General features: G+C 61.2%; 28 protein-coding genes. 8 read left to right on the top strand and 20 right to left on the bottom strand.

Annotation, left to right across the window (positions count from 1 at the left end; translation table 11 throughout):
• Window positions 1–38 precede the first annotated feature (38 nt).
• Window positions 39–1,181 carry an acyl-CoA dehydrogenase family protein gene (locus tag ACK3SC_RS06985; protein ID WP_416839387.1) on the bottom strand — a complete coding sequence of 381 codons (1,143 nt, stop codon included), beginning with the start codon at window positions 1,179–1,181 and terminating at the stop codon, window positions 39–41.
• Between the two features lie 117 nt (window positions 1,182–1,298).
• Between ACK3SC_RS06985 and ACK3SC_RS06980 the strand changes: the two genes are divergently transcribed.
• Window positions 1,299–1,736: a universal stress protein gene (locus ACK3SC_RS06980; RefSeq protein WP_416839386.1), complete on the top strand. Its 438-nt coding sequence runs from the start codon at window positions 1,299–1,301 to the stop codon at window positions 1,734–1,736.
• A gap of 39 nt (window positions 1,737–1,775) precedes the next feature.
• Window positions 1,776–2,573, top strand: a complete 798-nt coding sequence (locus tag ACK3SC_RS06975) for an RIO1 family regulatory kinase/ATPase (protein WP_416839385.1) — start codon at window positions 1,776–1,778, stop codon at window positions 2,571–2,573.
• A gap of 3 nt (window positions 2,574–2,576) precedes the next feature.
• On the opposite strand, the gene ACK3SC_RS06970 is transcribed toward ACK3SC_RS06975, so the two are convergent.
• The 6 genes from ACK3SC_RS06970 to ACK3SC_RS06945 all read right to left on the bottom strand — a co-directional run bounded on the left by ACK3SC_RS06970 (window position 2,577) and on the right by ACK3SC_RS06945 (window position 10,048).
• Window positions 2,577–4,907 carry a PAS domain S-box protein gene (locus ACK3SC_RS06970; protein WP_416839384.1) on the bottom strand — a complete coding sequence of 777 codons (2,331 nt, stop codon included), beginning with the start codon at window positions 4,905–4,907 and terminating at the stop codon, window positions 2,577–2,579.
• 184 nt (window positions 4,908–5,091) lie between these two features.
• Entirely contained in the window at window positions 5,092–5,829 is a 738-nt protein-coding gene (locus ACK3SC_RS06965; RefSeq protein WP_416839383.1) for an ABC transporter ATP-binding protein, read from the bottom strand.
• Window positions 5,826–6,632, bottom strand: a complete 807-nt coding sequence (locus ACK3SC_RS06960) for an ABC transporter ATP-binding protein (RefSeq protein WP_416839382.1) — start codon at window positions 6,630–6,632, stop codon at window positions 5,826–5,828. Before ACK3SC_RS06960 ends, ACK3SC_RS06965 begins: the two co-directional genes overlap by 4 nt.
• Complete coding sequence (locus tag ACK3SC_RS06955; RefSeq protein WP_416839381.1) at window positions 6,632–7,741, bottom strand: branched-chain amino acid ABC transporter permease; 1,110 nt, start codon at window positions 7,739–7,741, stop codon at window positions 6,632–6,634. The genes ACK3SC_RS06960 and ACK3SC_RS06955 overlap by 1 nt, the downstream gene beginning before the upstream one ends.
• Window positions 7,738–8,679, bottom strand: a complete 942-nt coding sequence (locus ACK3SC_RS06950) for a branched-chain amino acid ABC transporter permease (RefSeq protein WP_416839380.1) — start codon at window positions 8,677–8,679, stop codon at window positions 7,738–7,740. The genes ACK3SC_RS06955 and ACK3SC_RS06950 overlap by 4 nt, the downstream gene beginning before the upstream one ends.
• A gap of 52 nt (window positions 8,680–8,731) precedes the next feature.
• The gene (locus ACK3SC_RS06945; RefSeq protein ID WP_416839955.1) at window positions 8,732–10,048 is read right to left on the bottom strand and encodes an ABC transporter substrate-binding protein; all 1,317 of its coding nucleotides are present in this window, start codon (window positions 10,046–10,048) and stop codon (window positions 8,732–8,734) included.
• 183 nt (window positions 10,049–10,231) lie between these two features.
• On the opposite strand from ACK3SC_RS06945, the gene ACK3SC_RS06940 reads away from it, so the two are divergent.
• Window positions 10,232–11,071: a proline dehydrogenase family protein gene (locus ACK3SC_RS06940; protein WP_416839379.1), complete on the top strand. Its 840-nt coding sequence runs from the start codon at window positions 10,232–10,234 to the stop codon at window positions 11,069–11,071.
• Between the two features lie 25 nt (window positions 11,072–11,096).
• Here the strand turns inward: ACK3SC_RS06940 and ACK3SC_RS06935 are convergent, their stop codons facing one another.
• Window positions 11,097–11,816, bottom strand: a complete 720-nt coding sequence (locus tag ACK3SC_RS06935) for a helix-turn-helix domain-containing protein (RefSeq protein WP_416839378.1) — start codon at window positions 11,814–11,816, stop codon at window positions 11,097–11,099.
• A gap of 158 nt (window positions 11,817–11,974) precedes the next feature.
• On the opposite strand from ACK3SC_RS06935, the gene ACK3SC_RS06930 reads away from it, so the two are divergent.
• Window positions 11,975–13,501 carry an aldehyde dehydrogenase family protein gene (locus ACK3SC_RS06930; protein ID WP_416839377.1) on the top strand — a complete coding sequence of 509 codons (1,527 nt, stop codon included), beginning with the start codon at window positions 11,975–11,977 and terminating at the stop codon, window positions 13,499–13,501.
• 589 nt (window positions 13,502–14,090) lie between these two features.
• Here ACK3SC_RS06930 and ACK3SC_RS06925 read toward each other — a convergent pair.
• From ACK3SC_RS06925 to ACK3SC_RS06915, 3 genes are read right to left on the bottom strand one after another with little or no spacing between them, the layout of a single operon-like run.
• Window positions 14,091–14,522: an SRPBCC family protein gene (locus tag ACK3SC_RS06925; RefSeq protein ID WP_416839376.1), complete on the bottom strand. Its 432-nt coding sequence runs from the start codon at window positions 14,520–14,522 to the stop codon at window positions 14,091–14,093.
• Between the two features lie 43 nt (window positions 14,523–14,565).
• Window positions 14,566–14,790, bottom strand: coding sequence for a DUF7123 family protein (locus tag ACK3SC_RS06920; RefSeq protein WP_058573606.1), 225 nt, complete (start codon window positions 14,788–14,790; stop codon window positions 14,566–14,568).
• 51 nt (window positions 14,791–14,841) lie between these two features.
• On the bottom strand, window positions 14,842–15,024 hold the full coding sequence (locus ACK3SC_RS06915) for a hypothetical protein (protein WP_416839375.1): 183 nt from the start codon (window positions 15,022–15,024) through the stop codon (window positions 14,842–14,844).
• Between the two features lie 197 nt (window positions 15,025–15,221).
• On the opposite strand from ACK3SC_RS06915, the gene ACK3SC_RS06910 reads away from it, so the two are divergent.
• Together ACK3SC_RS06910 and ACK3SC_RS06905 are read left to right on the top strand one after the other, a co-directional pair.
• Window positions 15,222–16,415, top strand: coding sequence for an LEA type 2 family protein (locus ACK3SC_RS06910; RefSeq protein WP_416839374.1), 1,194 nt, complete (start codon window positions 15,222–15,224; stop codon window positions 16,413–16,415).
• Between the two features lie 188 nt (window positions 16,416–16,603).
• Entirely contained in the window at window positions 16,604–17,047 is a 444-nt protein-coding gene (locus ACK3SC_RS06905) for a hypothetical protein (protein ID WP_416839373.1), read from the top strand.
• 11 nt (window positions 17,048–17,058) lie between these two features.
• Here ACK3SC_RS06905 and ACK3SC_RS06900 read toward each other — a convergent pair whose 3' ends face one another.
• The 8 genes from ACK3SC_RS06900 to ACK3SC_RS06865 all read right to left on the bottom strand — a co-directional run bounded on the left by ACK3SC_RS06900 (window position 17,059) and on the right by ACK3SC_RS06865 (window position 23,247).
• Window positions 17,059–18,090, bottom strand: coding sequence for a PhoU domain-containing protein (locus ACK3SC_RS06900; RefSeq protein WP_416839372.1), 1,032 nt, complete (start codon window positions 18,088–18,090; stop codon window positions 17,059–17,061).
• Between the two features lie 153 nt (window positions 18,091–18,243).
• Window positions 18,244–19,308 (bottom strand): ATP-NAD kinase family protein, encoded by a 1,065-nt coding sequence (locus ACK3SC_RS06895; RefSeq protein ID WP_416839371.1) that lies wholly within the window; start codon window positions 19,306–19,308, stop codon window positions 18,244–18,246.
• Between the two features lie 373 nt (window positions 19,309–19,681).
• Window positions 19,682–20,374: a competence/damage-inducible protein A gene (locus ACK3SC_RS06890; RefSeq protein WP_416839370.1), complete on the bottom strand. Its 693-nt coding sequence runs from the start codon at window positions 20,372–20,374 to the stop codon at window positions 19,682–19,684.
• Between the two features lie 81 nt (window positions 20,375–20,455).
• Window positions 20,456–21,220: a DUF5803 family protein gene (locus ACK3SC_RS06885; protein WP_416839369.1), complete on the bottom strand. Its 765-nt coding sequence runs from the start codon at window positions 21,218–21,220 to the stop codon at window positions 20,456–20,458.
• 4 nt (window positions 21,221–21,224) lie between these two features.
• Window positions 21,225–21,902 (bottom strand): DUF2110 family protein, encoded by a 678-nt coding sequence (locus ACK3SC_RS06880; protein WP_416839368.1) that lies wholly within the window; start codon window positions 21,900–21,902, stop codon window positions 21,225–21,227.
• Between the two features lie 3 nt (window positions 21,903–21,905).
• The gene (locus ACK3SC_RS06875; RefSeq protein WP_416839367.1) at window positions 21,906–22,436 is read right to left on the bottom strand and encodes a transcription factor; all 531 of its coding nucleotides are present in this window, start codon (window positions 22,434–22,436) and stop codon (window positions 21,906–21,908) included.
• A gap of 137 nt (window positions 22,437–22,573) precedes the next feature.
• Window positions 22,574–23,116: a tRNA (cytidine(56)-2'-O)-methyltransferase gene (locus ACK3SC_RS06870; protein WP_416839366.1), complete on the bottom strand. Its 543-nt coding sequence runs from the start codon at window positions 23,114–23,116 to the stop codon at window positions 22,574–22,576.
• A complete protein-coding gene (locus tag ACK3SC_RS06865; protein WP_416839365.1) occupies window positions 23,050–23,247 on the bottom strand; it encodes a hypothetical protein in 198 nt (65 codons plus the stop codon). Before ACK3SC_RS06865 ends, ACK3SC_RS06870 begins: the two co-directional genes overlap by 67 nt.
• Between ACK3SC_RS06865 and ACK3SC_RS06860 the strand changes: the two genes are divergently transcribed.
• Together ACK3SC_RS06860 and ACK3SC_RS06855 are read left to right on the top strand one after the other, a co-directional pair.
• The gene (locus ACK3SC_RS06860; RefSeq protein WP_416839364.1) at window positions 23,239–24,135 is read left to right on the top strand and encodes an SDR family oxidoreductase; all 897 of its coding nucleotides are present in this window, start codon (window positions 23,239–23,241) and stop codon (window positions 24,133–24,135) included. The two genes, ACK3SC_RS06865 and ACK3SC_RS06860, sit on opposite strands and share 9 nt — an antisense overlap.
• 54 nt (window positions 24,136–24,189) lie before the next feature.
• The gene (locus ACK3SC_RS06855) at window positions 24,190–25,125 is read left to right on the top strand and encodes an NAD-dependent epimerase/dehydratase family protein (RefSeq protein WP_416839363.1); all 936 of its coding nucleotides are present in this window, start codon (window positions 24,190–24,192) and stop codon (window positions 25,123–25,125) included.
• A 68-nt stretch (window positions 25,126–25,193) separates the two neighbouring features.
• Here ACK3SC_RS06855 and ACK3SC_RS06850 read toward each other — a convergent pair whose 3' ends face one another.
• Window positions 25,194–25,547, bottom strand: a complete 354-nt coding sequence (locus ACK3SC_RS06850; RefSeq protein WP_416839362.1) for a BsuPI-related putative proteinase inhibitor — start codon at window positions 25,545–25,547, stop codon at window positions 25,194–25,196.
• Between the last annotated feature and the right edge of the window lies 1 nt (window position 25,548).

The following is a 25,548-nucleotide window of genomic DNA, read 5'->3' as shown; positions in this document are numbered from 1 at the left end:
GTCGCGAGTGTTCGTGGCGACCCGCTGCGCTCGCCAGCTTAGAGGCCGAGTTGTCGCCCAATGACGAGGTGCTGAATCTCGCTCGTCCCTTCGCCAATCTCCATGAGTTTGGCGTCGCGGTAGAACCGCTGGGGTGCGAAGTCCGTCGTGTACCCGTATCCACCGAGCACCTGGACTGCGTCTTCGGCAACTTCGCGCGCTGCCTCAGAGGCGTCGAGTTTCGCCAGTGCAGACTCCGTGCTGACGCGCTCGCCCTTGTCGTACAACGTCGCTGCCTTGTGCGTGAGGAGACGGGCCCGTTCGGTCTTGCGGTGCATCGAGACGATTTTGTCGCGGATGGCGTCGAACTTCGAAATCGGCTGCCCGAACTGCTCGCGTTCGCCGGCGTACTCCTTGGCGTGTTCGTACGCACCCTGTGCGAGGCCCACCGAGAGCGCAGCAATCGATATTCGGCCGCCGTCGAGCGTCTTCATCGTCTGTTTCCACCCCTCGCCCTCTTCGCCGAGCAGTCGGTCTTCAGGTATCCAGCAGTCGTCGAAGGAAATTTCACACGTGGGCGAACAGTTGAGACCCATCTTGTCCCACACCGTCGTCACCTCGAATCCGTCGTCGTTCTTCGGGTCGACGATGAACGTCGAAATTCCGTCGTATCCCGCTCCTGGGTCGGTGACGGCTTTGACCAGGACGGACCCCGCGACGTTCGCGTTCGTGATGAACTGCTTCGTTCCGTTGATGACGTAACCGTCGCCGTCCTTCGTTGCGATCGTGTCCATATCGCTGGCGTCACTCCCTGACCCGGGTTCGGTGAGCGCCCACGAACCCATGTATTCGCCAGACGCGAGTGGGGTCAACCACCGTTCTTTCTGTGCATCGGTTCCGAACAGTTCGAGCGGTTTCGACGCGAGACTGACGTGGGCCGCATACGAGAGCCCGATACCGCCAGAGACGCGACCGAGTTCTTCGGTGACGAGCGAGTACATCAACTGGTCGCCACCGAGGCCACCGTACTCCTCGGAGATGGGGACGCCCATCACGTCCAGTTCGGCCAACTGGTCAAATATCTCCGCCGGGAAGCGGTGTTCGTCCTCGATATCCTGTGCGATGGGTGCAATCTCCTCTTCACAGAACTCTCGGACCGAGTCGCGAATCATCCGGTGTTCGGCCGGGACGTCGAAATCCATGTAGGCACCTATCGCCGACCGAGACATAAACTAATCGAACGACCATGAAGAATGGTGACTCCCACACTCTGGGAACGGCCACCGACGTTGTTTATCCGACGACCCGAACGCTCTCGTATGTACTCTCACATCCTCTTTCCGACAGACGGAAGCGAGTGTGCAGACGCCGCACTCGCTCACGCGATCGACCACGCGACGCGCTACGACGCGACACTCCACGTCCTCTACGTCGCCGACGTTCGCGAAGCCGGGCACGTCGCGCCTGCAGTCTCGACGAGCCGGGTGCGTGATGCACTCTACGACAGTGGCCAGGAAGCACTCGACCGAGTTGCGACCGAGGCAGAGGACGCTGGTGTCGCTGTCGAGACGACGGTCACGGAAGGAACGCCAGAGAGTGAGATACTCGAATTCGCCCACCGAGACGAAATCGACCTCGTCGTGATGGGGACACACGGCCGAAGTGGGCTCGGTCGCTACATCATCGGGAGCGTCGCAGAGCGAGTCGTCAGAGGGTCGCCCGTTCCAGTGTTGACTGTTCGACACGAACAGGGCTGAGCCCACGACGTTAAGCCATCCCTCGTCATACGGGGGATTATGGACCTCCGTCGGCTTGTCCGCGGCCGTGTCGGGTGGCCTCGTCTCGAGGCAGTCGTCCGTGAACTCGCACGGCGATACGACCGCGACACCCTCCACGTTCGCTTTCTCGAAGCAGACAACTGGCTCTCTACTCCGATGGTCGTCGACGACGAGTGGTTCGTGAAGGTCATCTCCCGGCAGAACTCACTCGTCCACGCGCTCTTTACGACGGGGCGAAATCTCGGCGCGTTCTCCAGTGGGTCCGAAGGGTTCTTCGAACATTTCGGGACGCCACTCGAGATGGCCGAACACGAACTGGAGGCGACGAAACACCTCCGCGAAATCGGGTTGAACGCCCCTGCCCCAGTCGAAGCCTTCGAAGTCGATGGCCTCGGCGTCCTCGTCTTGGAGTACCTCCCAGAGTTCCACACGCTCGATTCCGCACCGCGCTCGGAAGTCATCTCGCTCGCTCCGGACCTCTTTGCGGCCCTCCACGAGATGCACGACAACCACCTCGCACACGGTGACCTCCGAGCAGAGAACGTCCTCGTCCGCGACGATGGGATCTACTTCATCGATGCGACGAACGTCAACGACGAAGGAATGCACGACGCCCGTTCGTACGACCTTGCGTGTGCGCTGGCCGCGCTCGAACCACTCGCCGGTCCGAAGGAGGCGGTGAAGGCCGCCGCGTCGGTGTACGAAGCGCAGGAACTCCTCGACTCGGTCGATTTCCTCGACTTCGTCAACATCCGACCCGACCACGATTTCGACGCCGGCGCGCTCAAAGGCGAGATAGAAAAACGGGCTGCGTAACCGTCAGACTGCGTGCTCGCCCGGCGTGGGTGCCTTCCGGAGATGGATTTCGAAGACAGTGCCACTCGGTTCGTTCTCGCTGACGTCGATGCGTCCACCGTACTGTTCGATCAGCGAATGGACGAGGTAGAGGCCAAGCCCGGTTCCACTGCTCTCGAGTCCTCGCTTTCCTTTCCCGAACACAGTTCGCCGCTGTATCTCGGGGATTCCCGGTCCGTTGTCGGCGATTCGAACGACGAGGTGGTCGTCGTCTTCGGTCGCTCGAACGACGACTTCAGGGGTATCTGACCGATTGTGTTGGATGGCGTTGTTCAACACGTTTCTGAAGACGGAGTCGAGCATCTGGTTTGCATACACTCGAGTCGGTGGAATCTCTCCTTCGACGCGGACCTCAGCGTCGGGGTATCCGTGTGCTAGTGAGTTGACTTCAGATTCGAGGAGGCGCTTGACAGAGACGGACGACGGTTCGTCAGGTTCGTCTTTCAGAAGTGCCGACATGAGTTCGCCGACGGTCTGGGTGAGTTCGACCACGTGGTCAGATTTCTCCGTGATGGAGTCCAACATGTCGCGGCAGTCGTCGTCGTCGACTCTGTCTTCGAGCAGTTGGCTCATCCCGAGGACGATTTGCATGTCGTTTCGGATGTCGTGGCGGACGATTTGGTTGAGTAGTTCCAACTGCTCGTTCCGCTCTTCGAGGCGTTGTTCGTTCTCTTTGAGCGCGGTGATGTCACGGTGAATCGCGACGTACCGGACCACCGCTCCGTCGATGACGATTGGCGCAATCGTCTGGTCGATGTAGAACTCCGACCCGTCTTTTCGCGTGTCTATCATCCCTTCGTAGTGCCACTGGTCGCCGCGCTGGATCGTCTCCCAGAGCTCCGTGTAGAACTCCTCACTGTAGTTGCCAGACTGCAGCACCGCAGGCGTCTCGCCGAGGACATCCATGCTGTCGTAGCCAGTCTGTTCTTCGAATGCCGGGTTGACGTACTCGATGACGCCATCTGCGTCGGTGATGTAGATTGCGTGGCCAGCGTGTTCTATCGCCTCCATGTACGTCCGAAGTGACCGCATCTGCTCCCGGCGACTCGTGATGTCGCGTGCGAGTGCGAGCATCGCCCGTTTTCCCTCGTACCGAATCGGAACGGCGCTCACTTCGACGGGGAACGTCTCCCCGTCGTCGGTTCGGAACATCGATTCGAACACGGACTGCTCAATCGACGACTCATCACGGAACCAGTCGCCATCTCCCGACGTTTCGACGAACGAGTCGATGCCCCGTCCGACGAGTGTCGAGGCGTCGACACCGAGCCGGTCGAACGTGGCCTGATTCGCGTCGAGGACCCTCCCAGTCTCGGTCGTGTAGACCAACACCACGTCGTCCATACTGTTCAACAGCGTCGACTCACGTTGCCGGGTCTCACCTGCGGCAAGCGAGTTCGCGAGCGTCACGCCCACTTCTTCAAGTACGGCGCGTTCACGGCCGTCGAACGCATTGGTTCGGTCGGAGTATATCGAAAGAACGCCGTAGAGCGTCCCCTCGAAGACGAGCGGGATTGCGATACTCGACTGGTACCCTCGCTCGCTCGCCGCCGCTCGCCACGGTTCGTACGACGGGTCTTTCTGAACGTTCTGCATGACCGCCGACTCGTGCGTTCGTGCGGCCGTTCCCGTTGGCCCCGCCGAGGCCTCCCCGCTCGAGATGGTTATCGTGATACCGTCGAGGTAGCCATCGTCGGTGCCGGCAGACGCGTCGGTGACCAGTTCGTCACCGTCGACAGAACCGACCCACGCGAAGACGTAGGAGTCCGCAGCTGCGATGGTCTCGCAGACGGCCTGTTCGAGCGACTCACGGTCGTCTATCGTGGCGATTTGACGGTTGAGTTCTCGAACCGTGTCGAGAATGTCGCTCGTCGTCTCGAGTTCGGCCGCCTTGACCGACCGCATGACCGTCGTGTACCCGAGAAGTGACGCGACGAACGCGCCACCAGCGGCCGTATTGACGACGATGTAGTTCGCGTGAATGATCGTTCCACCGTGGGTCTCCTGGTAGACCAAAAACAGCGTGCCAATCGTCCCACCGACGATTACACCGGCGAGAAACCACCCGACGAGTTTCCACAGTGCGCCGGGAGAAAGCGAGGACTTCGCGACGTAGATACCGCCTCCGACGAATCCGACACCGATAGACAGCAGGGAAACGACACTCACGACCAACCCGACGAGTGGCTCACCACCGCTCGCGTGTTCTCCCCCCTGAATGAGTGCGAAAAAACCGAAGATGACAGCGACAGAAACGGGCGTCAATCTCGAAAGTCGTTCGTGTAATATGGCCATTAATCCGTAGTATGAGTGTGTTTTATCCCAGTTCGAGAACAACCAGTGTGCTTGAATTATTAATTTCTTTGGGTATTTTTCAGTGTGAAATGAAGTATGGTCTACAGGTTTTCAGTGGTGACGCTGTCCGTGGCTCGTTCGAGACAGACGAATAAAATCGAAGTCGGTGTGGCGACGATGCGCCTTACTCTCCTTCGACGCCTTCGTAGTCTGCGCCACCCATGTAGAGCCGCGAGACTTCCGGGTCGTCGAGGAGGCTGTCGGCGTCACCCTCGTAGGCGACGGTTCCCTGGTCTAAGACGTATCCACGGTCCGAGATGGCGAGGCCCTCGCGGGCGTTCTGTTCGACCATCAAGACGGCCGTGCCGAGTTCGTTTACCTTCTGTACGTCCTCGAACACCGATTTGACGATGTTCGGTGCGAGACCGGCCGACGGTTCGTCGATGAGGAGCACGTCCGGGTCCATGACCAGTGCGCGAGCGAACGCGAGCACCTGGCGTTGCCCGCCAGAGAGCGTCTTCGCTTTCGCTGTTCGCTTTTCGTCGAGGATTGAGAACTGGTCGTACAGTTCGTCGATGCGAGCCTGTAGCCCCTCTTTCCGGGCGACGCCGCCCATCTTGAGGTTCTCGTCGATGGTGAGCGACGAGAACACGTTGTCGACCTGCGGGACGTAGCCCATCCCGATTCGAACCAGGTCTTCTGGCTCTTCGCCGGCGATGTCTCGGCCACTGAGTTCGACCGTGCCGGTCCACGGTTTGAGCAGGCCGAAGACCGTCTTGAGAACGGTGGACTTCCCGGCACCGTTCGGGCCGATGATGCAGACGATTTCGTCGGAGTTGAGGTGCAACGACAGGTCACGAAGGACCTGCACTTCACCGTACCCGCTGTCGACGCCTTCTACGTCGAGTGCGCGGTCACTCATGGACCGGCACCTCCGAGGTAGGCTTCGATGACGCGTTCGTCGGTTCGAACTTCCTCCGGCGTGCCTTCCATGAGCACCTTCCCTTGGTCGAGGACGATGATGGGGTCGGCGAGGTCCATGATAAACGGCATGTCGTGTTCGATGATGAGGAAGGTCTGGCCCTCCTCGTTGAGTTCGCGGATGAACCGCTTGATGTCGTTCGCCAGCGTCGGGTTGACACCGGCGACCGGTTCGTCGAGCAGCAGGATGTCGGGATTCGTCGTGAAGGCGCGTGCCAACTCGACGAGTTTCAACTGCCCGCCAGAGAGTTCGGTCGACGGTTGGTCGATGAGGTGAGCGATTTCGAAGCGTTCGAGGAGTTCTCGCGCCTGTTCGATGTTCGCCCGCTCTTCTCGCGTGACTTCGTCACTGGAGAAGAACAGCGAGAAGATGGACTCTCCGGCCTGTGGGCCGGGACCGACGAGCATCGCCTCGCGGACGCTCATGCCTTCGAGTCGCCGAGGCGTCTGGAACGTCCGCACGAGCCCCTTGCGGGCACGCTGGTACGGTTCGAGGTCGGTCACGTCTTCACCGTTGACCATCACTCGACCGGCGTCGTTCTCGTAGAACCCGGAGACGAGGTTGAACAGCGTGGACTTGCCAGCGCCGTTCGGGCCAATCATCCCCGTGATGGTTCCGCGCTCGACTTCGAAGGAGACGTCGTCGGTGGCGACGAGGCCACCGAACGCCTTCTCTAGGCTGACTGTCTTCAGCACGACATCGTCCTTGCCGAGGGTCGCACCCTCGTAGACGTCGCCGTTCATCAGTCGTCACCTCCTTTTGCTTGCGCTTTGGCACCGCCACTTCCGCCACCGCTGGTCGCGACGCTCTTGTCCTTCGCGGCCGGCCAGATGAGTTCGTCCTTCGGTGGGAGGAGGCCATCCTGACGGAACCGCATGATGAGGATGATGAGGAGTCCGACGAAGAGGAGTCGCAGCGGTGCGAGGTCCAGTCCCAGCGTGTTGATTGCCGGCACGTCGTTGAGGAACCGAGTCCCCTCACGGATCGCGATGACGACGGCCGCGCCGACGACAGCACCACGGTTCGACCCGGTGCCGCCGAGGATGACGGCAATCCAGATGTAGAACGTCGTCAGCGGGACGAGGTCCGACGGGTCGATGTAGAGGTTCAGGTGGGCGTAGAACGCGCCCGCAATCCCCATGATGACGCTGCCGACGACGAACGCCTGCATCTTGAACTGGTAGGTGTCTTTGCCGAGTGCCTTCGCGAGGTCCTCGTCGGACCGGATGGTCCGCAAGACACGTCCCCACGGCGACCGGTGGACGCGCCGGAGGAACAGGAAGATGACGACGCCGAGCACGACGACGATACTCGCCGTCGTCGCGGCACTCGTCAGTGGCAACCACTCGAGGAGCGACGGGATACCGCTGATACCGCTCGACCCCGCAGTCCACTGGTCTTCGTTCAGGATGATGATGCGGATGACCTCTGCCAGGCCGAGACTGGCGATGGCGAGGTAGTCTTCGCGCAGTCGGAGCGTCGGAATACCGATGAGTATCGCGACGAGCGCAGTCACGACGATGGCCGCGAGGAACCCGAGTGCCGGGTGCAAGTCGAGTCCGAGCGGCGAGTTGGGCGCGGTCAGAAGCGCCGCACTGTAGGCACCGAGGCCCCAGAACGCCGCGACTGAGAAGTTGATGAGGCCGGCGTAGCCCCACTGGACGTTGAGTCCGAGCGAGAGCAAGGCGTACATGCCGACGAGCGACACCTGGAACAACAGGAATCGCAGTCCGATGACGCCGACGAGGACGCCGACGACGAGGAGTGCGGTGACGATTCCAAGGATGGTGAAGATGCGGCGCTCTGTCGGGTCGCGAACGAGTGTGTCGTTCACCCACGACGAGACGCTCATCCGCTCTCACCTACGATTCCGCTCGGTCTGACGAGCAAGATTGCGACCATGATGACGAACGCGACTGCCGCGGCGTACCGCGACCCGACTGGCAGGATTCCCCACTGGTTGAACAGTGGGACGAGTTCGTGAACCATTCCGATGACGAGTCCGCCGAGCATCGCACCGTAGACGGACCCGATGCCGCCGAGGATGACGGCGGCGAACACGATGAGGAGGATGTCGAATCCCATCCGTGGACGGACGAGTTCTTCGAGGCCGAGGAAGACGCCACCCGCGGCGGCGAGTGCGCCACCGATGAGCCACATCGCGAAGATGACCTCACTCGTTCTGATTCCGCTGACGCGTGCGAGGTCCGCGTTGTCTGCGGTCGCACGCATCTTTCGCCCCAGCGTCGTTCGCGTCAGCGTCACGTGGAGTGCGACCACGAGCACCGTCGCGAGAGTGACGACGACGAGATTCCGCGGCGTGACGGCGACGCCGAACGTCTCACGAACCCACGGAATCGGTCCCTGTCGGGTAACGCCGTAGCGTTCGGAGTCGGACCCGAACGACAGGAACACCATCGCACGGTAGACGAGTGCGACCCCGATACTCGTGATGAGGAGCCCGATGGACCCCGAGTCTTTCACCGGTTCGTAGATGAGTCGGTCTGTGATGACGGCGATGACGGCCGCCGAGAGCATTCCAAACGCGAGTGCGAGGAAGAACCACAGCGGCAGGCCGAAGACGCCGACGTCACCGAGCATCGGTTGCAGGAACGACACCGAAAACAGCGCCGAAAACGCCCCGACCGTCATGAGGTCGCCGTGGGCGAAGTTCGCGAAGTCCGCGATGCTGTAGACTAACGAGAGGCCGATGGCCGCGAGCACGATGATGCTCGAGAACACCACCCCGTTGACGACGTACTGGAAGGGGCTAATCTGAAGCGGAATCACCGCAGTGCCCCCCGCACGGTTGACGGATTATGCCCGGTCCGTACGTGCATGATTAGCTGGTGATGTAGTCGCCGAAGACGTACTCGTGGTTCTCGACGCTGTAGACCTGGTAGAATCCCGGCGGGTCACCGTTCTCGTCGAGGTCGACGGGACCACTGACACCCTGATAGTTGATGTCGCTGGCCGAGCCACCGTCTTTGAGGACTGCTGCTGCCTCTTCGAAGGTGAACACCTCTTCGCCATCTGGACGGGTGACGTCGCGGACGACCGACGCGAGTGCGTCGCCAGTGAACTCGTCGGCCGCTTCGATAGCGAGTGCGGCGACGGTCACGGCGTCGTAGGCGTACGCGGACCAGACGGTCGGCGTCTCGTCGTAGGCCGATTCGAACTCGGAGACGAAGTTCTGGTAGTTCTCCTGGTCCTGCGGGGCGCTCTCGGTAATCCCCTTCATGCCGTCCATCGCCCCTTCCGGCGTGTTCTCGATGATGGAGTCTGCGATGGTGGATTCGGCACCGTAGTAATCGACCTGCGTGTTGTAGCCCTGGTCGAATCCTTCGTTCACCATCACGGTGTACTCGTTCGCGTAGGTGATGAAAATCCACGCCGAGGCGTTCGTCGACGCCATCTCCGTGAGAATCCCGCTGTACGACGACTGTCCCTGGTCGTGGGGTTGGTTGTACGAGACAGTGCCGCCGAGTGAGGACTCGAACGTCTCTGCGAACACGTCGGAGAGACCAGTCCCGTAATCGTTGTTGATCCAGGTGACCGCGACGTTCTCGTGTCCGTCGTCGTAGACGAGGTTGGCGAGCGCCTTCCCCTTCGCTGCACCGGACGGGCTCATGCGGAGCAGGTTTGGACGGGACGTCAGTTCGGGACTCGTACTGTTCTGGCTGATTTGGACCACACCGGCGTCGTTCGTGACGCTGTCGTGGATAGCGATGGAGACACCGGACCCGACAGACCCGATGAGAAGCGGAACGCCGTCCTGATTGACGAGCTTCTGCGCGCCGTTGACGCCGCCCTGATTCGTACTCTCGTCGTCCTCGACGGAGATGCTGAGGGTCGCACCGTCGTCACCGATGCCGACGGCGTTGATGGCTTCGAGCGCCAGTTCACGGCCACGGGTGTTGCGCTCGCCGTACGGTGCGAGCGACCCGGTGAGCGAGTCGACCATCCCAATCTCGTAGGACGACATGCCGCCGCCACCGCCGTCGGATTCGGTGGTCGTCGTCTCTTCGCCGCCTCCACCGCCTCCGCCGCCGTTGGACTCGGTCGTGGTGGTCGGTTCGTCATCTTCACCTTCGAGACAACCTGCCGTCGCCCCGAGGAGCGAAAGACCCGACAACTTCAACAGCGTTCTCCGGTCGATGTCTTGTGGTGGCATACCATGCGATTCTCGCGGATTATGGTAAATATACCTGTAACCGTCCATGGTCGGGGACGGGCCGATTTCACCTCAATCGATAGACTGTGACTATATTTACAACCCCCTAATCACAGAAATATTTGGTAGGGTTCCCCTTTAGGGGGGGTGTCTGATTAGACGGGGGTAATGATACCCCCCATCGCGAACAAGTTCGTGGCGGGCGAGACGGCGGAGGGCGCGGTCTCGTACGCCGAATCGTTGAACGGCGACGGTGTCTCGGGCATACTGAACCTCCTCGGAGAACACTACACCGATAGACGAGGCGCAGACGCTGATGCAGACGCGTACGTTTCGCTCGTCCAAGACATCGCAGACGCCGACCTCGATGCCTGCGTCTCGGTCAAACCCTCACAGATTGGACTGGACATCAGCGATGGCGTCTTTCGCGAGAATCTCGACCGCATCGTCGACGCCGCCGACGACGAAGGGGTGTTCGTCTGGGTGGACATGGAAGACCACGAGACGACCGACGTGACGCTCGATGCCGTGTGTGACCTCGGACGCGAGACCGACGGCAACGTCGGAGTCTGCGTCCAGGCGAACCTGAAACGCACCCCGGACGACGTCGAACGGCTTGCGGACGTTCCCGGAAAGGTCAGACTCGTCAAGGGCGCGTACAACGAGCCCAAATCGATTGCGTACAAAGAGAAATCGAAGGTCGACGAAGCCTACCGTGACCTGCTGGAGTTCATGTTCGCCGAGTTCGACGATGGCATCGCCGTCGGCAGTCACGACCCGAAGATGATTTCGCACGCACGCGACCTTCACGACGAGTACGGCACGCCCTACGAGGTACAGATGCTGATGGGCGTTCGCGAAGATGCACAGCGAGAACTCGCCGACGACGACGTCGAAGTCTGGCAGTACGTTCCCTATGGCGACAAGTGGTTCCAGTACTTCTACCGTCGCGTCCGCGAGCGCAAAGAGAACGCACTGTTCGCCATGCGGGCGGTTCTCGGCGTCTAACGAGCGAACGGTCGGTATCGGCCGGCTACTGTGGGTCGAGCAGTTTCGACTCGGCCTTTCGTAGGTGTTCGAGGAGTGTCGTCTTCGAGACGTCGAGCATCGACGCGAGTTCCCGAGTCGAGACCTCGCGTGGCCAGCGGTAGTAGCCCTCACGTCGGGCGAGTTCGAACGCCTGTCGTTGGCTATCGGTGAGTGTGTCGAGTCGGCGTTCCCGTTCTGGTTCGGTTCCTTCCGCCGAGGAGATCGACTCGACGCGAATGTCCGCGCCACTACTGTCCATGACTGCCTCAATCCGGTCACGTATCTCACCTCGCTCGCCCGCGAACCACACTTGCCACTCTTCTCGGCCGTCTTCGATTCGAGCGGGTGCGCTGTGGACGAACCCCTGTTCGAGAAGGTGTGGATTGACCATATCGCCGGGGTCGTATTCGAGGAAGAACTCGCGGGCCACCGACCCTGGCGTCGCGTGACTCCCTCGCGTGTCGAACCGTTCCTGGAGTTCGAGCACGTCTCCGGTCAGCGCCGAGTCGGCAATCACGTCGAGGAGTTGTTCGACTTCCTCTATCGAATCGCCGTATGCGGTAAACAGCCCGTTCGTCCGTTCGATACCTGTGGTCGGCGCATCGTAAATTGCGTGTGCGAGGATGCCGCCGTCGTACTCACTCGTCGCCTCGATTGCCCAGCAGTTCGGATGCCAGAGGTCGAGCGTCAGGCGCGTGCCTTGGCCTGCCATGCGCTCGCTCATACGTGGTCGTAGAGTATGCGAATGTAAGACGTTATCTATGGCCGCCAAAACGTGTCGCTCGAAATCCCCTCGGGATTCGACGCGTTCCGACGTGTCGTACCCACCCTCCCATGGGAGGTGCCTTGGTTATTAGTGGTAGTTTCGCAAATATCACCAGCATGGCGCAGGATGTTTATCAGCATTATATAGACGGAGAATGGACAGACGGCTCCGGGTCGGAGACGTTCGAGAGCGAGAACCCAGCGACCGGTGAGACGCTGGCGACGTTCCGACGCGGCACCCCCGAAGATATCGACGTCGCGACCGGCGCTGCCGACGAAGCGTACGAAGAGTGGCGCGACCTCTCGCACATCGACCGCGCGGAGTATCTGTGGGAGATTTACCACGAACTGCGAGACCGTACCGAGGAACTCGCAGAAGTCGTCACCAAAGAGTGTGGCAAGGAGATTTCCGAAGGCCGCGCCGACGTCATCGAGGCGTACCACATGGTCGAGTGGGCCGCTGGCGACGCTCGCCACCCCAAGGGCGACGTAATTCCGTCCGAGATTCCCGCGAAAGACGCCTACATGCGCCGCAAGCCTCGCGGTGTCGTCGGCTGTATCACCCCGTGGAACTTCCCGGTCGCCATCCCGTTCTGGCACATGGCCGTCGCACTCGTCGAGGGCAACACCGTCGTCTGGAAACCAGCCGAACAGACGCCGTGGTGTGGCCAGATTATCGCCGAGATGTTCGAAGACGCCGGCATCCCGGACGGCGTGTTCAACATGGTCCAAGGCTTCGGCGACGCCGGTGCCTCCATCGTCGACGACGAACGCGTCGACACCGTCCTCTTTACGGGCTCCGCAGAAGTCGGTCACGAAGTCGCTTCGAAGGTCGCCCAGCAACCCGGCAAACTCTCCGCGTGTGAGATGGGTGGCAAGAACAACATCGTCATCACGGAGAAGGCGGACCTCGACATCGCCGTCCACTCGGCGGTCATGTCGTCGTTCAAGACGACCGGTCAGCGCTGTGTTTCATCCGAGCGCCTCGTCGTCCACGAGGACGTCTACGACGAGTTCAAAGAGCGATACGTCGCACTCGCGAAGGAAGTCTCCGTCGGCGACCCGCTCCGCGAAGACACCTTCATGGGCCCCCTCATCGAGGAAGGCCACGTAGACAAGGTCAAAAGCTACGCCGAACTCGCCAAGAAGGAAGGCGTCAACGTCCTCGTCGACCGAACCGAACTCGACGACGACGAGATTCCAGACGGCCACGAAAACGGCCACTGGGTCGGTCCGTTCGTCTACGAAGCCGATGCGAAAGAAGACCTGCGTTGCACCCACGAGGAAGTCTTCGGTCCCCACGTTGCCCTGCTGAAGTACTCGGGTGACATCGAAGAAGCAGTCGAGATTCAGAACGACACCGACTACGGCCTCGCCGGCGCGATTATCTCCGAGGACTACCGCCAGATCAACTACTACCGCGACAACGCGGAAGTCGGCCTCGCCTACGGGAACCTCCCGTGTATCGGTGCCGAGGTCCACCTGCCGTTCGGCGGGGTGAAGAAGTCCGGTAACGGCTACCCGTCCGCTCGTGAAATCATCGAGGCAGTCACCGAGCGCACCGCGTGGACGCTCAACAACTCCAAGGAGATTCGCATGGCACAGGGCCTCTCCGCGGACATCAAGACGAAAGACGACGAGTAAGCGCTCGCGTTCAGTCGCGCTACCGGGCGGTCACGAATCACCTTTTTGCCGGCTCGACGCTGCCCATCGTGCGTTGATACGACGAAATGCCACTCTTGGCCGGAGACGAGCGTGTCGCTCTCGAAGTATATCGTTGCGTCCGGGTACACTGCTCGTCTGAAGTATTGAAGCGCGAGATTTCCGGTATCCTACGTCGCAAATCTCTTGCTTCGTCCGGAGATGTGACCCCGGCGTTGAAAAACCCGTCGTACCCAGTGGGACAGAACTCGTCAGAGGACGAGTGTCTCGACTCAGAAGCGTGAAAGTGTGCGAAGGGAGCAGCCCTTCGCGAATCCCGCGACGTCCTGGAGCGAAGAGACGAGGCGAGGGGAGACGCCCCCTCCGGGCTGGGGGGGCGTGAAACGACGTGGCCACGTCGTTGTGTGCCACAACGGACCCCGATACGTTGCAGCGAGTGCGGCGGATGTGGAGTCGCCGACGTCTGGCGAGAAAAGCGCCTATTGCGTCGGCGATTCAGGCTTAGGAGTCGTGGTGTATAAACCCACCGTAACACTGAGTACCGTGCCACGAACCAGCCGAACTAGCAGAGTTACGTCGCCGATTCGAGTTCCCGTCGAAGTTCCCGTTCGAGGTTGTCGAGTTCTCGGTCGAGGTTACGCTCGAAGAACGTCTCGACGCCCGGGAGTCGGCCGTCTACGACGAACTCGTTGACGAGTTGGCACCCCGTCTCAGTCGGTTCGATGGTGTGTTCGCCCGTCACGCGCATCACTGGTGACCGGCCGACGAATTTGACGTTCGTCGGTTCGTTCACAGTGATGTCTTCGGTCTCGACTTTGGCAGTCGAACGGACGAGTGGAATCGGCAGTTTGATGTGCCACGTCGCGTGCCGGCCGTCGGGGGCCACCTCGAATCGCTCGACGACACTAATCGCACCCGCTCGCTTCGCTGGGTCGGCGATGAATGCCCAGACATCCTCGACGGGGGCGTCGAACTCGAACGTTCGTTTCACGCGGACGGTCATGGGAGTACCTCACACCTCTTCAGTAAAAACCCGCTGAATCGGTCTAGCTCAGGGTGACGCGCCACGTGGTCGAGCGTGCGCGTCCCCACTTTTCGATTTCGACATCTTCAGACTTTTCGGCGAGGTGGGGGAGACGGGAACCGACCTGTTTTGCGGTGAGACCAATCGCTTCTGCGATGTTCTTTGCCCGGAAGTACCCTTCTCCACGGCTAACGCTATCGCGGAGATAAGCGATAATGCGTTGTTCCTCGTCGGTGTACTCGGTCATCCTCGCCCCGTCTAGGCAATGTGCGCTCTTAACGGTTACTTGTATTCTTGACTACTTGAAGAGGTGGGCACCGGAGACTGCCAGCGACGCAGCGACGATTGCTACGGCGAAGCCGACTGCCTTCGTTAGTTGGTCTGGGCCCGCAACCATCAGGCCGCCACCGACGAGCGTGAGCACGCCGAACAGCGCGGTGAAGCCGATGGATTTGTCGGATTGTACCGTCTCAGTTTCCATATCTGAGGTAGTTGTGGGTGCGCACTTAGTTTATTCGACAGCGGTTGTCGTGGTGCTCGTTCCGGCAGTGGTTGTCGTGCGGGTCGAACGGGTTCTGCATGCTGTCTGGGTCGAAATCGTATGCATACTGTGTGTACATGTACCAATGCCGTCACGTCCCATTCGACATTTGTACTAGGGGCCTGTGATTCACTACGATGGGAATTTCAGGTCTGCTGTTCGGCAGCCGAATCCGAATCGCCCTCGTTGCCGTCCTCCTGGTCGCAGGAGCCATCGGCGGTGGCTTCGCGACCGGCGTTCTCGGCGCGCCAAGCGTCGAGGGCGTCGACAACCAGTTCGCCGGCGTCAACGAATCCAAGACGGTCATCGAGTCTGAGGTCAACGTAGCGAACCCGAACCCGGTTTCCGCGAATCTCTCGGGTATCAGCGTCGACTACGCGGTGTACATGAACAGTCTGGGAATGGCAGAAGGCCACAAAGACGGTGTCTCTGTCGGGAAGGGGGAGACAGCCATCCCGCTCCAGACGACACTCGACAACGAACGCATCCCAGCGTGGTGGGTCTCGCACATCCAACACGGTGAGCACACCACGCTCAGTATCGATGCGTCGATTACCTCGGAGACGCTCGGGAAAACGTTCGAGGCACCCGAAATCACGCGCAGTATCGACACCGACCTACTCTCTGCGTTCAACTCCACCGAGACGCGGCCGATAAACGCCAATTCGGCAGTCGTCTCGGACCCCGTCCTCTACATCAACGAGACGAGCGCTGAGTGGGGTGAGTCGACCCAGAACCGGACGGCACTGGAACTCACCTTCGTCGTCCATAACCCCAAATCGTACCCGGTCGCAGTCTCTGAACTTGGATACAACATCTCGATGAACGACGTGGACGTTGGGGACGGGACGACCAAGTCGGAGTACGTCATCCCAGCGCACTCGACAGAGACGATCGAGGCCACGACGTACATCGAAAACGACAAGCTCGACGAATGGTGGGTGTCACACCTCGAACGGGACCAGACGACGGACCTCCGCATCGACTTCTACGCCAAACTCGACGCCGGCGGTTCGACGTTCACCGTCCCACTGGACCCCCTGACCTACGAGAAGACGTTCGAAACGGACATCTTCGGCAACAAGGCATCGAGTACTGACTCGTCGGGTGACTCCACGGCCGACAGCGACTCCTCCGGGGAGACGACGACTGCGTCGTCAGAGACCACCACTGAGTCAGACGCGACAACTGAGTCGGAGACGACGACCACGACGACGGACGCAGACGAGACGAGTACGACGACGACTGAGTCGGAGACGACCACAACCACGACGACGACATCTGACGGTGGCGAGACGACCACAGACGACGGAATCCTGTATTCCATCTGACCAGATGGTTCCGTCCTAACAGACGGGGAGGCCGTTTACTCACCGAGTCGTCCTGCGAATTCATCGAGTCCACGTGTCGGTGATTCATGACAAAGCCGACAACTCTTTACCTCGGGGCACGATAGCACTGAATATGACACGGAGTACCCACGCTCCTGATCGAGTTCTTCTCCCGTGATGAGAATACTGTGACCGTCGAAAGTGACGACGAAGCCATCGTCATCACTGTTGGCGGCCAGACCTGTGAACTGACTCGGAGTGCTGCTGCAGACCTGCAGGAAGCCATCGGGTCGGCGCTCACCGAGAAACGTGAATTCTTCCGGACGGCCGGCGAGTACCGCAAAGACGGCAGTTACGTCGTCTCCAGACGCGGTGCTGATTCGACCGGAAACGCGAAAGTGTTCACCAGTTTCGAAGAATTGCGCCGCCTGTACGACCGACTCCCGGACGAGTTTACGGCCGACGACGTCGGTCGGACCGGCATCACTGGGTCGCGCAGGCACATGATTATCCGCCACCTGGGCGAGCATCCGGGGTTCGACTGCCGAATCTCCAGTCGAAACCCACTCACCGCCGAAAAGCAATCGACTCGGGTCGACGACCGAAAAGAAGTCGAAGTCGTTGCCGACTGAGCCGACCGGGCTCAGTCGAGCGTGACGTGTTCTGACTCTTCGTTGAGCGCCAGGTTCGCCGCGATTTCGGCGTTCCGCATGGCGTACTGTGCCGTCTGCTGGAGGCTCACGAGCACCTCGCGAATCTGGAGGAGTTTCTCGTTTTCCATCTCCGGCAGGTCGCTGAGGATGTCGCGCTCGCGGTCACCGATTTCACGGTAGAGTTCGCGGCACTCGATAGTCAGGTCGTAGTCGCGTTCGACGACGGCCCGAACCGCGGTGTTCGTGATTTCGTCCACGTGGTCGGTAAACTCACGGATACGCCGCATCGTCGACTGGTCGACGTCGATGGTGTGCCCGTCGGCGTCCATGACGATGTTGGCGATGTCCTCGGCGTTGTCGGCGGTGAGCTCGAGGTTCTTCGCCACCGCACGGTAGCCGATGAGCGGGAAGCCGGAGTCGAGGCCGACGGCCCGTGCGAGGTTCGGGTTCTGGTACGAGGTGAAGATGAGGCGAAGCAGGAGGACGAAAATCTTGTTCGCCTGCCGTTCGCGGTTGAGTGCCCGCTGTGCGAGGTCGGGATTCCCGTGTGCGAGGGCCTTGATGGCCTCACCACGCATCGTACTGCCCGTGTTCTCCAACCGTTCGAGCAAGTTGTCGAGTGTGAAGTCTTCGGCGTCGACCGAACAGCGAATCGCGATTCGCTCGGGCGTCTCCTCGATGACACCGAGACCCATGAGTTGTGTCTCGGCTTTGTAGACGGCGTTGATGTGGTCGGAGTCGAGTGCGCCTTCGCTCTTTTCTATGTGAATGACGCGCCGCCCGAGGACGTACTGCGCGACGATTGCGCGTTCGAGCGCCTCTGCGTTGAGGTTGTCCGCTCGAATCGTCGCCTTCGAATCTTCGTTGCTCACCGATTCAGGGAGGACGGTCAGCGTTCCTTTGCCACTGGTCCGAATGGACACTTCGTCGCCCTTGTCGACGTTGTGTTCTTTCGCCCACTCCGCAGGGAGTGTCATCGCCAGCGTAGAGGGTCCAAGACGCTGGACTTTCCGGGTCTCCATGTCTGGTGAGACCCTTTCTATTACCTTAAATCCCACTATATGCCAACCTTAGTGAACAATGATGACTGGGTGTCCTTACATATTCCACTACGTACTAGAGTAGTATTCGAACGCCGTCTCGACACCCCTCGAATGGCGAGAAGGGCAAAATTCTCACTCGATTTTCATCATTCGGCGTTCGACGCGTCCGACGCGGACTTTGGTCCACCCGCGGAGTTCCTCGTCCAGTTCGGTGTCGTCGGTGTCGACGCGGAGGACCGGAATCGTGTCGAGTTTCGCCCGCGAGGCGACGACAGCAACGTCACAGCGGCGTATCACGTCGGGTGAGAGCTGTGGATTTCCGCGGCCGAAGATGAACCCCTGGCCGCCGATTGGCGTGACCACGATGACGTTCTTCTCACCGAGGTGGTCGAGGATTTCGGCTTCGGTGGCGTCTCGAACGAGGAGTTCACCGTCGCGGTAGACGTCGACGCCGAGTGGCGACCCGTCGATTCCGAGTTCGTCTTTCACCGCACCGACGGTGCTTCCGGGGCCGAGAACGTAGGTGACACCCGGTTCGGACCGGATGTCGTCTGCGACGCCTGCAGCGAGCGCTTCGACCGTTCCCGTGCTGGTCTGTTTCGACGATTGCAGGTCTTCGGCGACGGGAACCTGTGCGACTGCCCGAAGTTCCGGGTGGACGTCGCCAGCGCGGTACTCGTCTTCGTCGATATCCATGACCTCGCGTGCCTCGGTTCGCTCGAACGTCGTCGCAATCACGGCGGCGTCTTCGGGTGAGACCGCAAACACCGACGAGTAGACTTTCACGCCCGCGGGGACGCCCAACATCGGAACGTCGCTTCCGTCGAGTGCCTCGGCGACGTCTGCCGCGGTTCCGTCACCGCCGACGAACAACACGAGATCCACGCCTGCATCGACGAATGCCTCCACGGCGGCACTGGTGTCAGCGGCGTCTGTCTCCTCGTCGCTCGGGGTTCCGAGAACGTCCGGGTCGAATCCGGCGTTCCGGGTGAGCGTCGCTCCCATCGGGTCGCCCCACGTGACCAGTTCTGTCTCGGGCGCGGCGTCGTACAGTTCGGTGAGTGCGCGCTCGGCACGTCCCGGTGCCCGCGGCTCTGCACCGCGCGCTCTGGCCTCCTGGACCTTCCCGTCGGTTCCTTTCAACCCGACCCGGCCACCCATGCCCGCGACAGGATTGACGACGACGCCGATTCGCATATCAGAACGAACCCTCGCCCGGGCCAAAAACACCGCGATGGCGATGTGTTGCCTTCACCGCGATGGTGCTGTGTTGCCTTCACCGCGATGGTGCTGTGTTGCCTTCACCGCGATGGCACTGTGCGTTGTCTTTGTCGTCTTCGGCGACGACCCACGGTGCTCGTTCGACCGACAGCGACCCCGCTCGTATTCAGCGACGACTGAGTGTCGCCGAAACCTCATTGTTTAAGAACGGGTCGGAGCAATTGGCACCTATGATTCCGTTAGAAGCAGCCGAGCAGGTTCTTCCGATGTCGGAGACGGCCGCAACCGTGCTCATCGTGGGCATTCTGATGACCGCCGGGTGGCTCTGGTACCTCCAGCGCTGACTGGCCTACGCCTCGTACCGCTCGACTCGTTTTTCGAGCCACGCCGCAGCGTCCTCGACAGTCGCTTCGTCGGCCGCCGAGAGTTTCACGCGGACGTGGTCGCCCGGGTAACTTCCGACCGTGACGTCGAACTGCTCTCGAATCTCCTCGAATCGCTCGATGAGCGAGCTCTCGGGCTCCGAGGTGTGGACGTATCTGACGTGCGTCGCTTCGCCGACGAACTCGTCCGCGACGTGCTCGAACATCGTCTTCATCTCTGTCGGAACGCCCGGCAACACGTAGACTGACCCGACGACTGCACCGGGGGCGACACCTGCTTCGTTCGGGAGCATCCGCGCCCCCGCAGGGAGGTCAGTCGTTCCGTCGACGAGATCAGTTGCAGAGTAGCCGCCGTTGGTCTCTAACCAGACTGCTGCCTCTTCGTTTGCTTCCATCTGGCGTCCGAACGCCGCAGCGACGGCGTCCATCGTCACGTCGTCGTGTGTCGGCCCGAGGCCACCGGTGACGACGACGGCGTCGTACTCCGCGTGGTACTCGTTGACGACGCGAGCGATGTCGCCGATGCGGTCCGGGACCGTCGTCACTCGTTCGACGGAGACGCCGCGGTCGGTCAGTTGTTTACACAACCACGTCGCGTTCGTGTTCTCTGTGTCACCCGCGAGGAGTTCGTCTCCCACGGTGACTACGGCGGCTTGCATACTCCGGCATAGGGGCGTGACAGGCAAAAAAGCGTCCGCACCGGAACTCGAGGACGCCGAGCCGATTGGGGTGCAACCGGTCTACCGGTCTTTCTTGTCGCCGCCTTCGACGTCGAGACCGAGTTCCGAGCGTCTCTCGCGAAGCTCTTCGATTTGCCGGCGATAGTAGAGAATGCCAGCCCCACCGACGAGCATCGAGACGGCCGAGACGGCGGCGAATATTCCAAGGTCACGCTGGAGATAGAACTGGACGACGATGCTCCCGTCGGAGACGGCGGGCCACGTGATGTGGAGTCGGTCGTCGACGATCTCTGTCTCGTATCCGCCCGGGCGAACGGACCCGAATATCGGGAAGCTCACGCGTCGGTCCGGTGGGAGCACGACTTCGTACGACCCCTCGGCGAGAACGGGAAGCGAGAATCGCTTCGGCGTCGACGAGGAGGTAAACGCGAGTTTCCCACCGCTGTCGGCGTCCGCCGGGAGCGTGACGTTCGTGATTCTGTTGTTCTGCGTGACGTCTCCGCCGCGGGCTTTCAGTTCGGTTCCGTTGACTACCGTTCCGTTCGCATACTGGTAGCGAAGCGCTTGAACCTGTAACGGCGTTCTGCTCCCGAACCCGTCTAATCGGTAGAGTACGATAGACGACGAGTTCATCTCGTAGACGGCGCGGAAGCGACCGTTCTCTTGGACGGTGATGTGTGCGTCGGTGTCGGCGTCCCAGGCGTACGGTTCGGCCGGGTCGGTGTCGAGTCGGTCGTTCGAAACGCTCGACGTGCCGCCGAGACACCCCGCAGTGACGAGGAGGAGGGCGAGCCCAACAACACCAGCGAGGAGTCGCCTGTTCATCGTCTTACTGACCGATTACTGCCTTGAGCTCCGATGGCAGGTACGACCCGATGCTCGCGAGGAGGCCCGGCGGGTCGGTCTGGTCTTTGCAGATGATACTCTGTTCGAGGAGGCCGAGTCGTTCGACCGTGACGATGTCCTGGGCGTGACCGGCGCGGTTCACCGTCGCCCGGACTTCGCCGCGGGTCGCGCTGTTGACGTTGACACGACCGCTCCCGCGCGTCCAGTCGTAGAGTGTATCGACTGTCTCGTCAGCCAGACGCGACGGTTCGTCGTCGCCGCCGTAGACGAACGAAAGCGGCATGTGCTGGACGAGACCGAAGCGGTCACGAATCTGCACTGCAGACCCGCGGCCGAGTCCGAGTTCGTCGGTCGGAATCCGAACGTCCCGTCCGGCGTCGAGGACGATGCCGTCGTCGTCCCAGTGTTCGAGTGTTCCGACGTACGTCTCGCCGGCGGTGAGGTGCGGGGTAACTTCGCCCCACTCCTCGCGGAGGACGTTGCGTGCGACGGTTTCGTCGTCGCCCGTGATGGTTACGGAGATGAAGTCGTCGTCGCGGACGCCGATGTCGTAATCGACGTCGAGGCCACCGATGTCGTTCGCGATGAGTGACGTGAGACTGTCGAGAGCACGGTCACGTGCATCGCCGTCGATGTAGCACTTCGTTGCGAGTACAACCATCGATCAGTTCGTACCCGTCACTTCGACGTTCAGTTCGTCTCGGAGTTCGTCGATTCGGTGTTCCATTGCGTTGACGAGGTCGACGTTGTCCATCGGTTCGAGCGGCGCACCAGTCTCGGGACACTGGAAGCCCAGCTCCATCGCTTCGGAGAATTCGAAGCGGATGCCGGCGGGTTCAGAGAGGTAGAACTCGTGGTTGCGTTCGTAGTCGAGGCGCTCTTCGAGCGCTTCCAGAAGCCGGTACATCTCTTCTTCGAGGTTTTCCGGGATGTTCTCGTAGTGGAACGTCCAGAGATAGGTGAGCCATCCAGAGTCTTCGTCGCGGACGCGACGATACGACGCAAGGTCGTTCTCGTAGAGGATGAAGAGGGCGCGACGAACATCGTTGAGCTCTAAGCCGAGCTTCTCTGCGAGTTCTTCGTCGGTGACCTCGCCGTCCGGGGGTGCCGCAGCGACAGGCATCCCCGTCGGCCCAACCAACTCGTGGAGGTACTTCTGGATAACAGGGTCGTTCAGTAACTCCTCAAAAGCCATTGTCGAAATTGGCGTCAGGAACGCCATTAAGTCTTATTACTCTCGTGCACACGCAGAACCGCAGGCGAGCGCGACGATTGCCGCGTTGAATCTTCGTCGTCGGGGGAGACGTTCCCGGTTCGGCAGTAAAAACGCGCTTACTCGTCGTCCGCCGGAACGACCTTCTTCCCCGTCTCCATCGGGATGACCGTGTTCTCGGCGTTCTCCCACTCTCGGTCGAGTTCTCGGCCGTCGAACAGTCGGTCGAGGAAGACTGCGAGCCCAGCGACTTCCGAGTGCGGTTGATTCGTGACGCCGACGTTCCAGTCTGCTTCGTCGTACACTTCGAAGGGAACCTTCTCGCCACCGACGACGACGAGGAGTGGTTCGTCGGCGTGCACCTCGCGGATGTCGGCTTCGACGTCCTGGACGCGTTCGCCGTACATCGTGAGGTGGACGATTTTGCCCTCCCAGTTCCGGATGACGCCGTTGAGCGCCTCCGTGAGTTCGACGGTGAACGGGCCGCCGAACCGGCCGGTGATATCTTCGACGGTTTCGAGCGACTGCCCCGCGTTGTCGGGGAAGATGACCCGGTCAGCACCGAGTGCGCGGGCCGTCAGGCCGACGTGTGTCGTCATCCGGTCGTCTCGTCCCGGTCGGTGCCCGTACCGAAGGACGGCGACTTCGGGTTCGTCTTGCATGCCTCTTCGAAGACGACGGGGGAAAGTGGTGCTTTCGGAACGTCGCTGTCGGCGGCGTAGCCCCACTGCCCCAACCCCTCACACGCCTGAACTTTATCTGCGATGACGGCCCATCGTCTCGTATGAGTCACAGACCGGAGGTCGGTGCCGGCGTCGACGGAGTCGACCGCTCGGGACAGACCGCCCTCGTCACCGGGTCGACCTCGGGTATCGGTCGTGAGACGGCGCTCGCACTCGGTCGACTCGGCGCGACTGTCTTCGTCCACGGGCGCAACCGAACCGCTGGAAGACGTGTCGCCTCGGCCATCGACGATGCCGGTGGTGACGCCGTCTTCTTCCGGGCGGAACTCTCCGAAGTCGAGACGGTTCGGAATCTCGCCGAAGCGGTCCGTGACCGGACCGACCGCCTCGATATACTCGTGAACAACGCGGGAGCGCACTTCTCGGAGGGGCAGTTGACTGCCGACGGTGTCGAACGAACCTTCGCAGTCAACCATCTCGCACCGTTCGCCCTCACGCACGACCTGCGTGACTTACTCCCCGACGACGGGCGTGTCGTCACCGTCTCGTCTGGTATCCATCCGCGCGCAGACGGTCGCTTCGACGTGACCTCCATCGACGACTACGACGGCCTCGACGCATACGCCCGGTCGAAACTGGCGAACGTCCTCTTCACTGTCGAACTCGCTCGCCGACTCGACGGCCCGACGGCGAACTGCTGTCATCCCGGGTTGGTTCCGGGGAGTCACCTCTGGCGCGACGCATCGATTCCCGTCAGGCTGGCAGTCGGTGTCCTCGAACACCTTCCAGCATCGCTGGTTCGTCGCATCGCAGATACGCCGGCGACAGGTGCAGAGACATCCGTCTACCTCGCAGCATCGCCCGACGTGGAAGACATCACAGGGCAGTATTTCGCCGACTGCGCGCCCAGAGAACCGTCAGCAACGGCGACCGACGACCGACTCGCTCACGACCTGTGGGAGCTGAGTGAATCGCTCACCGGAATCTCGTGGTCGTGACAGCCCCGAAAGTGAGGGGAAACGAACTTACCGGTCGGTGGACTCTTCTGAGATATGTCTCTCGAACTCATTGACAAGCGCGTCCTCGTAACTGGAGGCGCTGGTCTCGTTGGTTCTCACATCGCCGCCTCTCTCGCTGACGACAACGACGTCGTCGTCGCCGACGACCTCTCGAAAGGGACCCGCGAACGCGTTCCCGACGGCGTCGAGTTCGTCAAGGCCGACATGACGGAGCCCGACGACGTGGCCGAGGTCGTGACCGAAGACCTCGATATCGTCTTCCACTTCGCGGCCTACACGGACACGAACTACCACAACCCCCGGCAACTGTTCGAAGAGAACACCGAGATGACGTACAACGTCCTCGAACGCATGCAAGAAGTCGGTGTGACGAACATCGCTTTTACCTCGTCGTCGACGGTCTACGGCGAAGCACCGCGCCCGACGCCCGAAGATTACGCCCCACTCGAACCCATCAGCATCTATGGCTCCTCCAAACTCGCCGACGAGGGCCTCCTCTCGACGTTCGCGCACTCGTACGACTTCACCGTCTACCTCTACCGCTTCGCCAACATCGTCGGCCCGAAACAGCGTGGTAACGTCATCCCCGACTTCATCGAGAAACTGCTGGCAGACCCCGAGACACTCGAAATCCTCGGCAACGGGCGTCAGGAAAAATCCTACCTGCACGTCGACGACTGCATCGAGGCGATGTGCCACGTCGTCGAGAACGCCGACCGCGACTACAACGTCTACAACCTCGGCACGCGCACGACGACGTCGGTGACGACCATCGCGAACATCGTCGCCGACGTGATGGGGCTGGACCCCGAGTACGAGTACACCGGCGGTGACCGTGGCTGGACCGGTGACGTGCCCAAGATGCGTCTCTCCGTCGAGAAACTCTCCGCACTCGGGTGGGAACCGCAGGGTTCCAGCGACGACGCCGTCCGCCGCGCTGCCGAAGAACTCTACGAGGAACTGTCGTAAAGCCCGAAGCAGTACTGCTGCCCGGTCATTCTCCGCTCACTCGCTCACTCGCTCACTCATCCACTCATTCACTCACTCTCGGGAATCACGACCACCATCGTCGCAGAGGCGTCGGCGTCGCTGGCCGCCAGCGACCCGGTGACCTCGAACTCGCCGGCGGGCGGCGACGACCACTCGGCCCCGTATTCGACAGATTCGCCGGGTGCGAGCGTCTCGCTCCCGAGCATCATTCCGAACGCCCGCCCGTCGCTCCAGCGCCACACCTCCGAACCCTCGTCGTCGACGGCGACGAACTCAGCACGCTGGCCGTCCGCGAACGAGAGGTCTATCGACTCGTGTTCCACGTTCTCGACCGTCAGCGTTAGCGACACGCTGTCGGTCATCGGAGCGACTGTCAGGGTGGCATCGAGCGGGTCACGCATA

Origin of the sequence: Haloferax sp. DFSO52, assembly GCF_048158745.1 — an archaeon.
GTDB lineage: Archaea > Halobacteriota > Halobacteria > Halobacteriales > Haloferacaceae > Haloferax.
This window is presented reverse-complemented; position numbering and strand designations above follow the sequence as displayed.